The sequence below is a fragment of the Sphingomonas faeni genome (assembly GCF_023195535.1).
GTDB lineage: Bacteria > Pseudomonadota > Alphaproteobacteria > Sphingomonadales > Sphingomonadaceae > Sphingomonas > Sphingomonas faeni_B.
In genome coordinates this window covers 22,754-37,286 of the sequence record NZ_JALPNF010000004.1, presented here as the reverse complement: position 1 = coordinate 37,286, position 14,533 = coordinate 22,754, and the positions used below count along the sequence as shown (strand labels likewise).

Genomic DNA, 14,533 nt, shown 5'->3' with positions numbered 1-14,533 from the left:
CCGCGCGTCTAGGCCGGCCGACCCAGGAACACGATGCCCGGCACGGACCGGGTCTCGCCGGTCGGCGTCAGACGGCCATCGCCGGCCACCCGGAATACCGCCAGCGTCCCAGACCGCTCGTTGCCCACGACCAGCCGCCGCTCGTCGTCGAGCAGCACGAAGACGCGCGGCCAGTGCCCACCGCTGGGACTATGCTGGAGCAAGGTCGGGGTGCCCGCGGCATCGAGCGCGAACACCGCGATGCTGTCGTGTCCGCGGTTCGAGACGTACATCCGCCGACCCGCGCGATCGATCGCGATGTGCGCGGCCTGCGACGCGCCGGCATGGCCCTTGGGCAAGGTCGAGATGCTGTACCGCGTCACGAAACGCCCGTCCGTGCGCGCGTCGAGCGTATACAGCGCGTTCGACAGTTCGCAGACGACATAGGCCAGCGCCAGTCGTGGATGCCGCGCCATGTGTCGCGGTCCTGCCCCCGCCGGCGCCTGCCATGCGACCAGCGGTGCCGCCACGGTCCGCGCCCGTGGATCGAACCGATAGGCGAAGATCGCGTCGGCACCTAGATCGACTGCGTGCAGCCAGCGCCGGTCGGGACTGAACCCGACCCAATGCGCGTGCGGTGCCTCCTGCCGGTCATGATTCCGGCCGCGACCGCTGTCGGTTTGCGCGCCGATCTCGACATCGGCATGGCGGAACACCCCGGCGGGTGTGGGCAGGCCCGTGCGGCGGTCGAGCTGGTAGAACGCGACGCTGCCGCTCGAATAATTCGCCACCGCGAGACAGGCGGATCCTTGATCGAGCGCGAGATGGCACGGGTCGGCGCCGCCGGTCGACACCGTCGCGCGGCGAGCCCAGCCGGCCGCATAGACCGACAGTTCGCCCTGCGCCTGTTCGCGGACCAGATACCAGCTGCCGCCGGGACCACCGCCGATCCCGAACGACGCGTCGACGATGTCGCCGACCGGCGTACCGATCTGCCACCGATCGGCCGCACCGGTGATCGGATACAGCCCCTTGCCACCTTCGCGCGCATAGGTGCCCGCCAGCAACGCCGGCATGCGGCCTGCGGTCCCGGCTTTTGCCGCCGCCGCTCCCGCTGCGATCGGCAAGGCGAGGGTCGTGCCCATCGCACCGAGCCCCATCGTGCCTAGCATCGTCCGTCGCGTCATTCCGTCGGTCATCCGGCCCTCCACCTTCCCGCATCCTCTTCGTGCGTTCCGTCAGTATCGGTCAACCCTGCAGACAGGGCACGCCATGAATTAACCATAAGGACTCGATGTGGCGGCCTCGTAAGATAGGAAATCCGGCGCCGGCTATAATCCAGTGGAGCGACAGTCCCGATCGGATATTGGCATGAGCGAGTTTGGTTCAAATTGGACGTTTCGATGTCTTGATGAAGACCCGGTCGGGCATCCTGCCATTGAACAGGTGGCTGCGAGGATTTTGCCATCACTTGGGGCGCATTATTATGAGCGCACGTGATCCGCCGATGGTCGCTTTGCGCCACCACCGAACGGCTTGACCGCTGGCGCTACCGGGGCCAGATCCTTCACAATATTGGAAAAATTGAACGCCTCGGGGGCGCGACTCATCAAGCGTATCGTCACCGTATTTGCGACACTTCACTGTCTGGCCTTCATCGATCGCACCATGATCGCGGGAGCGCTGCCGTTGATGCGTCTGGATGTTGCGATGAGCGACGCCCAGGCGGGTTGGATAGTCGGGACCGCATTCGCGATACCGTATGGAATTACCGCGCTCACGCTGGCGGCAGTCCTCCGTGGGCGACAGGCATCGATCGGCTGGTTGATAGGCGGCGTGGTCGTCTGGACCACAGCGACGCTCGTGACCGGCACTGCACAGTCGAGCGCCACACTGACGGTGGCGCGCGCCGGGCTCGGGATCGGTCAGGCCATGTTCGTGCCAGTCGCGATCGCCTGGCTCGTCGACACAGCCGGCACTAACGATCGAGCGCGTGCACTTTCCCTCTTTACCAGCGGATCGACGATCGGGCGAAGCACGGCATTGTTGACGGTCGGCGCCTTGCTGTCGGCATTGGCGGTCATGGCGCGCGACGCCCCCGGAAGCCTGCTTGGCGATGTCGCACAGTGGCGATGGCTCTTCGTGATCACGGCTCTGCCTAATATCATCATGCTTCCACTGCTCGTCAGTATTCGAACGCCGACACGCGACGCGCTGGCCGCCCGTGCCGCCGATCGCCCTGATCCAGATCCGCCGCGCGGTCCGCGGGACGCTTCAGTGTCTACCGAGGTCCATTGGTGGACATTTGCGCTGTTTTTGGCAGCGGCGATCATGCCCATTCTTTTGATCCAGGCGATGGGCGCCTGGCTGCCGACCCTGTTTGTGCGCGATCGCGGCCTGCAGCCCGCTCAGGCGGCAATCCTTCTGGGCGCGATCACATTGTTTGCTGCACCCGCGGGTCAGCTTGCGGCCGGCTGGCTCATGACCCGTTATGCGTCGTGGCATGGTCACATCCCGGCGATCATCCTGGCCGGGCTAGCCACGGCGTTGTTGCCGCTGGCGGGGCTGATCTGGGCTCCCGGGCTGACTGGCGCGGTTATCGGCGTCGCGCTGACAAACCTCATCTTGGGGATCGCGTCGTTCTGCGGACTGTTCGGCGTCCAGTTGCTAAGTCCGGCCGCGACGCGCGTTACCGTCAACGGCATTTTCCTTGCCCTCGTCACGCTCTTCGGTGTCGGGGTCGGACCGCTGCTGACAGGCGTATTGGCCACGATCGCCGGCACTGGCACGGCCGGTACCAGTATCGCTACCGGTGCCACCGGCGGGGCGCTCGGAACCGCATTGTTCGCGACCGGCGTCATCGCCAGCGGCGTCTGCGGCCTCGCGGCGGTGGCGGTGCGGCACCGCTATCGCCAGCAGTACGCGGCATGACGAGTCACGAAACGCCCGAACGGGTCGCGTTCGACAGCGAAGCGTTGCCGCAGGACCAGCGAATGGATCGCTACCGCGCGCTGTATGCAATCGGCGCCGATGTTACGCAGGTCGGCCCGAATCCGCGTGCGGCATTCGAGGCATGGCGGCTGGATCGAGCACTGCTCTACAACCGACGGCTCAACGATATCAGCCATAGTCGGGGCGAACAGCGCGTGGGCCGCGATGGGTTCACGCACTGGACGGTCACTCTGGTGTTCGAAGGTCTGTTGCAGATCGACCTCGGCGATGGCGTCCGCAATATCAACGCCGGCGAGATCGTCCTGATCGATGTCAGCCGAGCGACGCGCAACATGATGCGCGATGCGCGGATCGCGACGCTTGCGATCGCCGAGGACCGGATCGAGGAAACCGTAGGGCCGATCGGCGGTCTTCATGGCCTGGTGCTCGCAGCCGACCACTGCCGCCTTTACGCCGATTTCGTCCGGTCGCTGTTGTCGAACCTGCCGATGATGAAGACCTCGTCGTTACCGGCGGCGACGTCCGCCCTGTGCACGCTGTTGAAGGTCGCTCTCGAAGCGCATGGCCTGCACGACGCGGTCGTCGAAGCGGGCCGCGACGGGCGGCGGCTCGGCCAGCTTCGCATGTTGATCGATGGGCGGCTGGGCGATCCTGGTTTCGATGCCGAGACGGCGATTGCGGAAAGCGGCGTCTCGCGCGCAACGCTCTACCGATTGCTGCGACCACAACAGGGGATTGCAGCCTTCATTCTCGCACGTCGGCTGGAACAGGTTCGACGTGCGCTCTCGAAGCCCGCCGAACGACGGTCATTCGCGGAGATCGCGCTCGATGCGGGTTTCGTCACGGAAAGCCATGCCAGCCGTGCGTTTCTGGCCCGATACGGGCTGCGTCCCGGTGGCTATCGGTCGGCGATCGCAACCGCGATTGCGGAAACGGACCCGATCGAGCAGATCCGGTTGTGGCAGCAGGAACTACGCTGAAGGCCGGCTACCGCTAGGTCCTCGCGCTCCATGCGAGCCACAACCATCCGCCGATCAGCAGCGCGCCACCGATCGGCGTGATCGGGCCGAGCCAGCGCCCGCCGCCCATCGCCAAGCCGTAGAGCGATCCCGCGAACAGCGCCCCGCCGACGACGAACAGCCACGCTGGTCCGCGCGCCTCCATCCGGATCGCGACCAGCGCCGCGACGACGTGCACCAGCTGGTATTGCGCACCGGTTTTCAGCCAATCAGCCGCCGGCCCGCTCGCGCCGTGTGCTCCGAACGCCCCCGCCGCGACCGCGATCGCGCCCGACAAGGCGGCAAGTATAGCGATAATCATGACGGGATCATGTCGCGTCGTTCCCCCATGGAAAGCGTTCGGCGGTCTCGGCCCGCGCCGCGCGCATGTCGCCAGAATCGATCTGGAGCTGCAACCGCTCCTTGTCTCGCGCGCGGTACATGTCCTCGGCACGATCGATGTCCGCGCTGGCGACGCCCAACCCGTCCATCGCCAGCCGCGCCATCTTCACCGCCGATTCCAGCACTTCGCGGACGACATACGAGGCCGACGTGTTCTTCAGCTTGACCAGTGCGCGGCGGTCGAACGCACGGACATAGATCGCGGCATTCGGGAACGCCTCGTGCACGCCCTCGATCGTGTCGGGCTCGAGTTGATCACCGTCCATGCAGAAACAGATCAGCTCGGCCTCCGCCGCGCCCGCCTGTCGCAACAGGTCGAGCCGCGTGCCGTCGCCGTAATAGACCTTGGCGCCGAACTCGCCGGCGATGTCGATCATCTCGATATCCGTATCGATCAGCGTCACCGGAATATCCTGCGTCAATAGCATCTGGCCGACGGTCTGCCCGAACCGGCCATAGCCGACGATGATCGCGTTCGAGCCGTCGGTCTTGGGCCCGTCGCGCTCCTGGTCCTTGGCGAGCGGCTCGGTCCGGAAGCGCTTGGTGATCCCCATCAGGAACGGCGTGGTCGCCATCGATAGCGTGATGATCGCGCCGAACAGGCTCGCCGCCTGTGGTTCGATCAGCAGCCCCGCCTGCGCCTGCGCGAACAGCACGAAGCCGAACTCGCCGCCCTGGCTCAGCAGCAGGCCAAGCGCGAACGCCTGCCGCCAGGTCATCTTGAACGCCATGCCGATCAGCATGATCACGCTCGTCTTGGTCAGGATCAGCGCCGCGGCCATCGCCATCACGAAGACCGGGCGCTCGGCGATCGCGTTCAGGTCGAGCACCATGCCGACCGCGAGGAAGAACAGCCCGAGCAGGATCGAACGGAACGGCTCGACATCAGCCTCCAGTTCGTGCCGATACGGGCTGTCCGCGAGCATTACGCCGGCGATGAACGCGCCGAGCGCGGTCGAAAGCCCGAGCCATTCCATGATGGCGGCGCTGGCGATGACGGTGAACAGCCCGGCGAAGACGAACATCTCGCGCTCGCCGAGATTGCCGATCAGGCGGAAGAACGGGCGGAGCAGGAAGCGCCCGGCGATGATCAAGCCACCGACCGCGAGCACCGTGTAGATCGCCAGCAGCCACCCCGGCGGCGCGTTGGCGTCGGCCGGATTGCGGCTCATCGCTGCGACGATCGTGATCAAGGGCACGATCGAGAGGTCTTGGAACAGCAGGATCGAGAAGGCGCGTTCACCGAACGGCGTCCGCATCCGGCCCGACGAGCGCAGCATCGGCAGCACCTGCGCGGTCGACGACAAGGCGAGCGGGAGGCCGAGCGCGAGTGCGGCGGGCAGCGAGAACTTCGCGCCGATCCACACGATCGCGGTGATCGCCAGCCCGCAGACCACGACCTGCAACAGCCCCAGCCCGAAGATTTCCTCTTTCATCCGCCACAGCCGCGACGGATTGAGTTCGAGCCCGACGATGAACAACAGCAGCGTGATGCCGAGTTCGGCGAACCCGAGCTTCGACTCCGCATCGCCGACCAGCCCGAGGACATGCGGCCCGACGACCGCGCCCGCGACGAGATAGCCCAGCGTGGCACCCAGCCCGAGCCGCCGGAACAGCAGCACGAACATGAGGCCGAACCCGAGCAGTACGACACCGTCCCGCAACAGCGACGGCGACGCCTCGGCCATCAGACTTTCGCCTTTGCAGCGGTATCGGCGGCCTCGGCCGCGGCTTCGAATGCGAGCCGGATCGAGGGGTGACGCGCGGTGTAGTCGAGCGCGGGGGTGAATATATCCATTCCCGGCCAATCGGGCGCATCGCCCTCGCGCGCAAGCCATGCGGTCAACGCATCGCGGGTCGCGGCGAGTTCGGCGGGGGTGCGGCCGAGGATATTCGCCGCGAGCAACGACGACGATGCCTGGCCGAGCGCGCAGGCGCGGACCAGCAGGCCGACCTCGCTGACCCGCCCAGCATCGTCCACCGCGACGTCGATCGTCACCCGGCTCCCGCAGATCGGCGAGCGTTTCTCGGCGGTCGCCATCGGCTCGGGAAGGCGTTCGTGATGCGGGATCGTGGCTGCGAGGCGCAGGATCTCGGCATTGTAGAGGGGAGCGCTCATGACTTCGGCTCGCTTGCGTTATCGGATCTGGAAGGCGGGGTGGTTGCGCCGAAGACGGGTTTGCCACGACGGCGGCGGTCGACGAAATCGGCGATGCTCGCGCTGGTCGCGTTGAGCAGCGGATAGGTGCGCGACGTCGTCATCCAGCCGGGCCGGCGCGAGGCTCCGCCGCCCATCGTGTCGATGACCAGCGTCGCGAGCAGGAAGACGAGGCTGGCGAGAATCAGGCCCTTCAGCGCGCCGAACCCGAAGCCAAGCGCACGGTCGACCGGGCCGAGGATCGAGGTCCGCGTCCGCGCGCCGATCGCGTTGGCGACCAGCCGCCCACCGATATAGGTGACGCCGGTGATGATCGCGAACGCGAGCACCGCAGCACCGCCGACCGTGCCGACAACCGGCGATAGCGCGGCGGCGAGCGGGATGTGGAACAGCTTCAACATCGCCACCATCGCCACCCAGGCGAACATCGACAGCACTTCGGTCACGAACCCGCGGACCAGCCCCAGCACCGCGGACCCGGCGACGGCGATCAGGACGACGATGTCTAGGGCAGTGAGGTTCATGCGCTCTGGAATAGGGACGCAGGGGCCGAACCGCTAGTGCATGCTGCGACCGACGCGTCCTAGCGGTTCAAGCCGAACACGCCGTAGCGTTCGCGCCATGCAGCGACTTCGTCCTGCAAATGCGGAGGTGCAGCCTCTCCGGAGAGGACGAAGCGGGCGACGTCGGTGTCGGGATGCATCAGCATTTTCTTCGACCCGTCGCTGAACCAGACCGGGACCAGCTGGTCGCACACGCTGTCGAGCACGGTCGCCGCCATGCCGTTCGCGATCGCGTCGCTGCCGGCGAGCACGCGGACGTTGATCGATACGCCTTCCAGGCAATTCTGCGGTTTGTTGACGAAATTGAGCGAGACGAGAAGCCCGGACCGGTCGGGCCGTGCTTCGTCGGGCAAGCTCGCGACCCGTCGCCAGGCGCAGAACCAGGTTCGGCAGATGCGCGGGCGGACGGCATGGATGCCGCAGCCCTGTTCGCAGAGGTGGATACACGGCGTGCCAGCGGGTTTAGCGAACTCGGGCGTATCGACGGTCAGTTCGGTGCAGCACGCGGTGCAATCGCCGCAGCTCCGATCGGGCAGGATCGGCCCCAGCAGCGTGGTTTCCAGATCGGCTTGGGGCTGCATCTGCGCGCGCGGGTCCGTCGGGGTCGGGGTGTCACGCCGATCCACGGTTCAATTCCCTTCGGAATCCACCGTGAAGACCATCGGCTTGCCGCGCGACATCGGCTCCCACCCCGCGGCCAACGCCGCCCGCACGCCGCGAGCGATCGTCGCGTCGTCGATCTGGAGCCGCCCGCGCGGCAAGCCCTTCAACAGGCGTTTCGGCGCGGGGAACTCGAGCAGGGCTTCGCGTTTGGCATCGTCCTGCAACAGCGAGATCGTCATGCCCTTCCAGCCCTCGGCATCCGTGTGCTGCGGCTCGCGCTGGAGGTGCCAGTCGTATCGGGTGCCGTCGACCTCGACGGTACCGGTGTTGCTTCGCGTGTTCGCCATAAGGGTGGCCATAGCATAGCTGTCGCGAGAGGCCATGCGCTCGCCGCGTGACCGTACCTGCCGCGACGATGATGTTGCTGTGTGCGGTTCGATCGACTGATGACCGACAACGGCCATCACCACCCCACCCCGGCGAAGGCCGGGGCCCAGTTGGAAAGGTCGTGGTATTAAGCGCAGCGGTCGCCAGCAACGTCCCCCAACTGGGCCCCGGCCTCCGCCGGGGTGGGGCTTCATCTAGTGGGTATCAGTGCCAAACTTGTCCACGATGACGCGGTACGCTGATGGGAACGCAGCCCCCCCGATCGGACCTACCCGCACGGTCCAGCACAATCACCACCGTTGCCTTGTTCTCCCGCGAAGGCGGGAGCCCAGTCTGGATCCCCGCCTTCGCGGGGAAACAAGCTACCTTCTAGTGTTCGTTATCCCCGCCCCATCATGTGATCGACGAACGACGCCAGCGTCTTGAACCCCGAGAGTTTCATCCCGCTCTTCTCTCCCGTCATCGACGCGGGCACGAGTGCACGTTCGAAGCCGAGCTTGCTCGCCTCCTTCAACCGCAGCGGACCATGCGCGACCGGCCGGATCTCGCCCGACAGCGCGACCTCGCCGAATGCCACCGCATCGACCGGCACCGGCCGCTCCGACATCGCCGAGATCAGCGCCGCCGCCACCGCGAGGTCCGCCGCAGGGTCCTGGACGCGGTAGCCGCCCGCGATGTTGAGATACACTTCGGCATTGGAGAAGCTCAGCCCGCACCGCGCTTCCAGCACCGCGAGGATCATCGCGAGCCTACCAGAATCCCAGCCGACCACTGCGCGCCTCGGTGTCGCACCGGACGCCAGCCGAACGGTAAGCGCCTGAATCTCGACCAACACCGGCCGCGTGCCTTCGAGCGCTGGGAACACCGTCGCACCGGTCATCGCATCGTCGCGGTGCGTCAGGAACAGCGACGACGGGTTGCCGACCTCCGCCAGTCCCTCGGTCTGCATCGAGAACACGCCGATCTCGTCGGTGCCGCCGAAGCGGTTCTTGATCGCGCGGAGGATGCGGTATTGGTGGCTGCGTTCGCCCTCGAACGAGAGCACCGTGTCGACCATGTGCTCCAGCACGCGCGGTCCCGCGATCGAGCCGTCCTTCGTCACGTGCCCGACCAGCACCACCGCGGTGCCGCGCTCCTTGGCGAACCGGATCAGCTCCTGCGCCGACGCCCGCACCTGGCTGACCGTCCCCGGAGCGCCCTCGATCAGGTCGGAGTGCATCGTCTGGATCGAATCGATCACCAGCATCGCGGGTGGCTTGGTCTGCAACGTCGTCAGGATGTCGCGCGTCGACGTTGCCGCCGCCAACTGCACCGGCGCGTTGCCAAGGCCCAGCCTTCGCGCACGCAACCGGACCTGATCCGCGGCCTCCTCGCCCGAGACGTACGCGACCGACTGCCCCGCCAGCGCCATCTTCGCCGCCGCCTGCAACAACAGCGTCGACTTGCCGATCCCGGGATCGCCGCCGATCAGCGTCGCCGAACCCTCGACGAAGCCGCCCCCCAGCGCACGGTCGAGTTCGGCGATCCCGGTCGCCATCCGGTCGGGCAGCTTGATCTCCGCATCGAGCCCGACCAGCTGGATCGCGCGGCCGCCGGTCTGGAGATTATGCTTCGAATGGAACGGCGTGGCGGCGGTGTTCGCCTCCTCGACCAGCGTATTCCACTCGTTGCAGTCGGCGCATTGCCCCGCCCAGCGGTGCGACACCGATCCGCAGGACTGACACACATAACGCTTCTGGGGTTTCGCCATGTCGCCGGTGTACGAGAACGATACGGGAACATCAATGGCCGGCATACGACCTATGTTGCGGATTTAGTGGCGCTTGACGGCGCACCGCGTTATCCGCGCGACGATGCACGCCACCGACCTGCGCATCGCCCTGTTCAGCGGCAACTATAATTACGTTCGCGATGGCGCAAACCAGGCGCTGAACTTGCTCGTCGGCCATCTGTTGTCGAAGGGCGCGACGGTGCGTGTCTATTCGCCGACCAACGCCAAGCCTGCCTTCCCGCCGACCGGCGATCTGGTCGCGGTGCCATCGCTGCCGTTGCCGGCGGGGCGCGGCGAATACAAGATGGCGCGCGGGTTGCCCGCCGCGATCCGTCGCGACCTCGATGCGTTTGCGCCGAACATCGTCCACGTGTCAGCGCCCGATTTCCTGGGGCATCGCGCGATCAGCTATGGGCGCCGCAACGGCATCGCCACGGTGGCGTCGCTGCACACGCGGTTCGAGACGTATTTCCGCTATTACCGGATGGCGTTCTTCGAGCCGATCATGGTGAAGATCCTGACGCGATTCTACAACCGCGTCGACGAAGTGCTGGTGCCGGGGCGCGGCATGGCCGAAATCGTCCGCAGCTGGGGCGTGACGACGCCGACCGCAATCTGGTCGCGCGGCGTAAACCACGACCGCTTCACGCCGACGCGCCGCGATCTCGACTGGCGGCGCGCGCGCGGGATTGCGGACGGCGAGGTAGCGGTCGGGTTTCTCGGGCGGCTAGTGAAGGAGAAGGGGCTCGACGTCTTCGCCGACGTGATCCGGACGCTGGAGCAGCGCGGCGTGCCGCACAAGGTGCTGGTGATCGGCGAGGGACCCGCGCGCGACTGGTTTGCCGCCCGCGTGCCGGGCGCGGTGTTCGCGGGGTTCCAGTCGGGCGACGATCTCGGTCGCGCGGTCGCGTCGATGGACGTGTTCTTCAACCCGAGCGTGACCGAGACGTTCGGCAACGTGACGCTGGAGGCGATGGCGGCGGGTGTGCCGGTGGTCGCCGCACGCGCGTCGGGGGCGGTCGGTTTGGTCGACGATGGGGTGACCGGGTTCCTCGTGCTGCCGACCGACATCGGCGGGTACGCCGACGCGATCGGGCGGATCGTTTCCGAGCCGGGGCTGCGGGAGAGGATGGGCTGGGCCGGGCATGACAAGGCGGCCGGGTATCTGTGGGATACGATCAACCAGACGGTGCTCGATACGTATCTCGAGGTGATGGCGCGGCGGGGCGGCTAAGTTGTCTGCCACGTGTACCTTTCGAATTCACCTTCCCCCCGCCCCCTCCCCGTCACCCCAGCGAAAGCTGGGGTATCCCTGTTGGCGGGCGCCGCGACCCGAATGGGGAGAACCCAGCTTTCGCTGGGATGACGTCGGGGGGGGGCGGGAGCGCGGGTTAGAAAAGAGGCCCTAAACAGTCACCCAATCAAACGTCAGCGGCGCCTCGCGGAACGCGAAGCGGTCGAGGTGGCTAGACACCACGCCGCGCATCCGCTCGACGTCCTCGCTCTCCGGCACGGTCAGCGCAACGTCGAGCGTCTCGATGTCCGCGCGCATCTCCAGCACCGCGCCGTTCGGGAAGGCGATGCGGCCCTCTTCTTCCGAGAAGGTGACCTCCATCTTGTGGCTCCAATGCTTGGCCAGTTGCTGGAGATACTTGCTCGCCGAATGCGTCGGCACGCGTGCGACCGAGACGCTCACTTGAGGCGCTCGATCTTCTGGGCGGCCTCGTCGAGCAGCGCCGCGACGTCGTGCAGCGTGTCCTCGTTGACGTCTTCGCGCATCAGCCGATGCTGGAGCACCTGCCGAAGATTGCCCATCGCCCGCCGGATCGGCGCGCCATCGGTCCGCTCGGACTCCGCCCCGACCGCGGCCAGCCGCGCGAACAAGCCGTCGACCACGGCCGCATTCTCGGCCAGATGCGCGCGGCCCTCGTCGCTCGCCGCAAAGCGCTTCTTCGCGCCTTCCGACTGCTGCTCCTCGATCAGCCCCATTTCGTCGAGCATGCTGAGCGTCGGGTAGACGACGCCTGGGCTCGGCGCATAGCCACCCCCGGTCAGCCCCTCGATCTCGCGGATCAGGTCGTAGCCGTGACGCGGTGCGTCCGCGATCAGCTTCAGCATGACGAGCTTCAGCTCGCCGCCGTCGAACAGCCGTCGCCGACCACCCGGGCCGCCGCGATGGCCGTGGCGCCCGTGACCTTCGTGCCCAGGCCGACCACGGCCTTCACCGTCACCACGAGGGCTGCCAGTCCAAGCTCCATATCCCATACCAAAACGCATTTGAGTGTTCTCCGATATATCTTCATCAATGATCGACGATATATCGCAGACTGTTTCTGGTTCAAGATGCCCGTCAAAGATTCGTCACCCCGGACCAGTTCCGAGGTCCACCGTCCAGCAAACTCGCCATCGATGATCGTGCGGGAGATGGATGCCGGAACGAGCCCGGCATGACGGAGTGTGGGTGGCAACGGATGGGCAAACCCGGCCCCCGCCCCTATCTTCCGCGCATGGCTGATCTCTTCGCGGGCTTCGAACCCGCCGCTCCTACCGAAACGCATCCCGAAAACGCACCGCTCGCCGACCGCCTGCGTCCGCGTACGCTCAGCGAGGTGGTCGGGCAGGATCACATCACCGGCCCCGAAGGCGCGATCGGTAGGATGGTGTCGGCCGGACGGCTGTCATCGATCATCCTCTGGGGGCCCCCAGGCACCGGCAAGACCACCATCGCACGGTTGCTAGCCGACGCCGTCGACCTGCGGTTCGTCGCGATCTCGGCGGTGTTCTCCGGCGTCGCCGACCTCAAGAAATCCTTCGCCGAAGCACGCGAGCACGCCAAGATCGGCAAGCGCACCTTGTTGTTCGTGGACGAGATTCACCGCTTCAACCGCGCGCAACAGGACGGCTTCCTCCCCTATGTCGAGGACGGCACCGTCACGCTCGTCGGCGCGACCACCGAGAACCCCTCGTTCGAACTCAACGCCGCGTTGCTCAGCCGCGCGCAGGTGCTGATCCTCGAACGCCTCGGCCGCGGCGCGCTCGAACAGCTGCTCGACCGCGCGGAGACGGAGATGGAGCGCCCCCTCCCCCTCACCCCGCCCGCCAAGGATGCGCTGATCGCCAGCGCCGATGGCGACGGCCGCTTCCTGCTCAACCAGGCGGAGACTTTGTTCTCGGTCAACCTGCCTGAGCCGCTCGATCCGGCGGGGCTGTCGAACTTCCTGCAACGTCGCGTCGCGGTGTACGACAAGGATCGCGAGGGGCATTACAACCTCATCTCCGCGCTCCACAAATCGATCCGAGGGTCGGATCCGCAGGCCGCGCTCTATTACTTGGCGCGGATGCTGACCGCGGGCGAGGAACCGCTGTTCCTGCTCCGCCGCCTGACGCGTGCCGCGGTCGAGGATATCGGCCTCGCCGACCCGCAGGCGCTGGTCCAGTGCATCGCCGCCAAGGACACCTATGATTTCCTCGGCAGCCCCGAAGGCGAACTCGCGATCGCGCAGGCCTGCGTCTATCTCGCCACCGCGCCCAAATCGAACGCGGTCTACAAGGCGCAGAAGGCGGCCTGGAAATCGGCGCGCGAGACCGGATCGCTGATGCCGCCCGCGTCGATCCGCAACGCGCCGACCAAGCTCATGCGCGATATCGGTTACGGCAAAGGCTACGCGTACGATCACGATACCGAGGATGCGTTCTCCGGCTCGGATTACTGGCCCGACGAGATGAGCCCACAGAGCTTCTACACGCCGACCGAACGCGGCTTCGAGAAGCGGCTGTCGGAGCGGCTTGCGTATTGGGACGGCCTGCGCGCAGAGAAGAATGGCTGAGACGCGCTTCACGCGGTTTGCAGCGATCGACTGGTCCGGCGCGCAGGGGCATCGCCACAAGGGCATCGCCGTCGCGATCTGCGAAAACGGCGACGCCGCGCCGAAACTGGTCGCGCCACCGGGAGCGTCGGCTTGGTCGCGCGACGATGTCCTCGACTGGTTGCTCGACCAAGCCACGCCGATGCTGATCGGCCTCGACCTTTCCCCCGCCTTCCCGTTCGTCGATCTGGACGGCTACTTCCCCGGCGCCCCCGAAAGCCCCCCAGACGCCCGCGCGCTCTGGGCGATGGTCGACGAAGCCTCCGCCGCCGACCCGCACCTCGCCGTCTCGAGCCTGCTCACCGATCCCGAACTCCGCCGCCACTTCCGCCAGCACCGCGATTGCGGAGACCTGTTCCCCGGCGGCGCAGGCCGGATGCGCGTCTGCGAGCACGGCCAGCGCGCGATGGGTTTCTCGCCGACAAGCTGCTTCAACCTCGTCGGTGCGGCGCAGGTCGGCAAGTCTAGCCTCACCGGCATGCGCGTGTTGCACCGCCTCGCCGGCCGCGTCCCCGTCTGGCCGTTCGATCCGCGGCCCTCGGAAGGACCAGCGATCGTCGAAATCTATACTACGATCGCCGCGCGCGCCGCGGGTATCCGCAAGGGCCTCAGCAAGATGCGCGATGCGGGCGCGCTCGATACCGCGCTGGAGGTGCTCGGCAGCGCGCCCCATGATCCTCTGGCCCGCTATGACGATCACGCCACCGACGCGATCCTGACCGCCGCTTGGCTCCGTACGGCAGCGCATCGCCCGGACCTCTGGACACCAGCCGCGATGACACCGCATATAGCGCAAACCGAGGGCTGGACCTTCGGCGTGTCTTGAAGCATTGGGCGGTTACGCCTGACACGCA

16 protein-coding genes are annotated in these 14,533 nt (G+C 66.7%); 5 read left to right on the top strand and 11 right to left on the bottom strand.

The features are described from left to right. Positions 1-8: 8 nt before the first annotated feature. On the bottom strand, positions 9-1,178 hold the full coding sequence (locus SPHN_RS10035; protein WP_248523016.1) for a lactonase family protein: 1,170 nt from the start codon (positions 1,176-1,178) through the stop codon (positions 9-11). Positions 1,179-1,515: 337 nt separating this feature from the next. On the opposite strand from SPHN_RS10035, the gene SPHN_RS10030 reads away from it, so the two are divergent. Both SPHN_RS10030 and SPHN_RS10025 read left to right on the top strand, forming a co-directional pair. Beyond that, positions 1,516-2,910: an MFS transporter gene (locus SPHN_RS10030; RefSeq protein WP_248523015.1), complete on the top strand. Its 1,395-nt coding sequence runs from the start codon at positions 1,516-1,518 to the stop codon at positions 2,908-2,910. Continuing rightward, a complete protein-coding gene (locus SPHN_RS10025; protein WP_248523014.1) occupies positions 2,907-3,911 on the top strand; it encodes a helix-turn-helix domain-containing protein in 1,005 nt (334 codons plus the stop codon). The genes SPHN_RS10030 and SPHN_RS10025 overlap by 4 nt, the downstream gene beginning before the upstream one ends. Positions 3,912-3,924: 13 nt before the next feature. On the opposite strand, the gene SPHN_RS10020 is transcribed toward SPHN_RS10025, so the two are convergent. The 7 genes from SPHN_RS10020 to radA all read right to left on the bottom strand — a co-directional run bounded on the left by SPHN_RS10020 (position 3,925) and on the right by radA (position 9,792). After that, positions 3,925-4,251, bottom strand: coding sequence for a DUF423 domain-containing protein (locus SPHN_RS10020; RefSeq protein WP_248523013.1), 327 nt, complete (start codon positions 4,249-4,251; stop codon positions 3,925-3,927). 7 nt (positions 4,252-4,258) lie between these two features. Then, positions 4,259-6,019 carry a cation:proton antiporter gene (locus SPHN_RS10015; protein WP_248523012.1) on the bottom strand — a complete coding sequence of 587 codons (1,761 nt, stop codon included), beginning with the start codon at positions 6,017-6,019 and terminating at the stop codon, positions 4,259-4,261. Then, on the bottom strand, positions 6,019-6,450 hold the full coding sequence (locus SPHN_RS10010) for an iron-sulfur cluster assembly scaffold protein (protein ID WP_248523011.1): 432 nt from the start codon (positions 6,448-6,450) through the stop codon (positions 6,019-6,021). Before SPHN_RS10010 ends, SPHN_RS10015 begins: the two co-directional genes overlap by 1 nt. Then, positions 6,447-7,013 carry a CvpA family protein gene (locus tag SPHN_RS10005; RefSeq protein WP_248523010.1) on the bottom strand — a complete coding sequence of 189 codons (567 nt, stop codon included), beginning with the start codon at positions 7,011-7,013 and terminating at the stop codon, positions 6,447-6,449. Before SPHN_RS10005 ends, SPHN_RS10010 begins: the two co-directional genes overlap by 4 nt. 59 nt (positions 7,014-7,072) lie before the next feature. Then, entirely contained in the window at positions 7,073-7,633 is a 561-nt protein-coding gene (locus tag SPHN_RS10000) for a YkgJ family cysteine cluster protein (RefSeq protein WP_248523291.1), read from the bottom strand. 48 nt (positions 7,634-7,681) lie between these two features. Further along, positions 7,682-8,014, bottom strand: a complete 333-nt coding sequence (locus tag SPHN_RS09995) for a hypothetical protein (RefSeq protein ID WP_432715076.1) — start codon at positions 8,012-8,014, stop codon at positions 7,682-7,684. Positions 8,015-8,421: 407 nt separating this feature from the next. Next, entirely contained in the window at positions 8,422-9,792 is a 1,371-nt protein-coding gene (gene radA / locus SPHN_RS09990; protein ID WP_132897587.1) for a DNA repair protein RadA, read from the bottom strand. Between the two features lie 103 nt (positions 9,793-9,895). Between radA and SPHN_RS09985 the strand changes: the two genes are divergently transcribed. Further along, positions 9,896-11,047 (top strand): glycosyltransferase family 4 protein, encoded by a 1,152-nt coding sequence (locus tag SPHN_RS09985; RefSeq protein ID WP_248523289.1) that lies wholly within the window; start codon positions 9,896-9,898, stop codon positions 11,045-11,047. 171 nt (positions 11,048-11,218) lie between these two features. Here the strand turns inward: SPHN_RS09985 and SPHN_RS09980 are convergent, their stop codons facing one another. From SPHN_RS09980 to SPHN_RS18595, 3 genes are read right to left on the bottom strand one after another with little or no spacing between them, the layout of a single operon-like run. Continuing rightward, positions 11,219-11,509, bottom strand: a complete 291-nt coding sequence (locus tag SPHN_RS09980; RefSeq protein WP_248523008.1) for a DUF2218 domain-containing protein — start codon at positions 11,507-11,509, stop codon at positions 11,219-11,221. Then, positions 11,506-11,931: a PadR family transcriptional regulator gene (locus SPHN_RS09975; RefSeq protein WP_368077266.1), complete on the bottom strand. Its 426-nt coding sequence runs from the start codon at positions 11,929-11,931 to the stop codon at positions 11,506-11,508. The genes SPHN_RS09980 and SPHN_RS09975 overlap by 4 nt, the downstream gene beginning before the upstream one ends. 8 nt (positions 11,932-11,939) lie before the next feature. Next, positions 11,940-12,071, bottom strand: a complete 132-nt coding sequence (locus SPHN_RS18595; RefSeq protein WP_432715075.1) for a hypothetical protein — start codon at positions 12,069-12,071, stop codon at positions 11,940-11,942. A 249-nt stretch (positions 12,072-12,320) separates the two neighbouring features. Between SPHN_RS18595 and SPHN_RS09970 the strand changes: the two genes are divergently transcribed. After that, on the top strand, positions 12,321-13,640 hold the full coding sequence (locus tag SPHN_RS09970; RefSeq protein WP_248523006.1) for a replication-associated recombination protein A: 1,320 nt from the start codon (positions 12,321-12,323) through the stop codon (positions 13,638-13,640). Continuing rightward, complete coding sequence (locus SPHN_RS09965; protein ID WP_248523005.1) at positions 13,633-14,505, top strand: hypothetical protein; 873 nt, start codon at positions 13,633-13,635, stop codon at positions 14,503-14,505. Before SPHN_RS09970 ends, SPHN_RS09965 begins: the two co-directional genes overlap by 8 nt. The last annotated feature ends 28 nt before the right edge of the window (positions 14,506-14,533 follow it).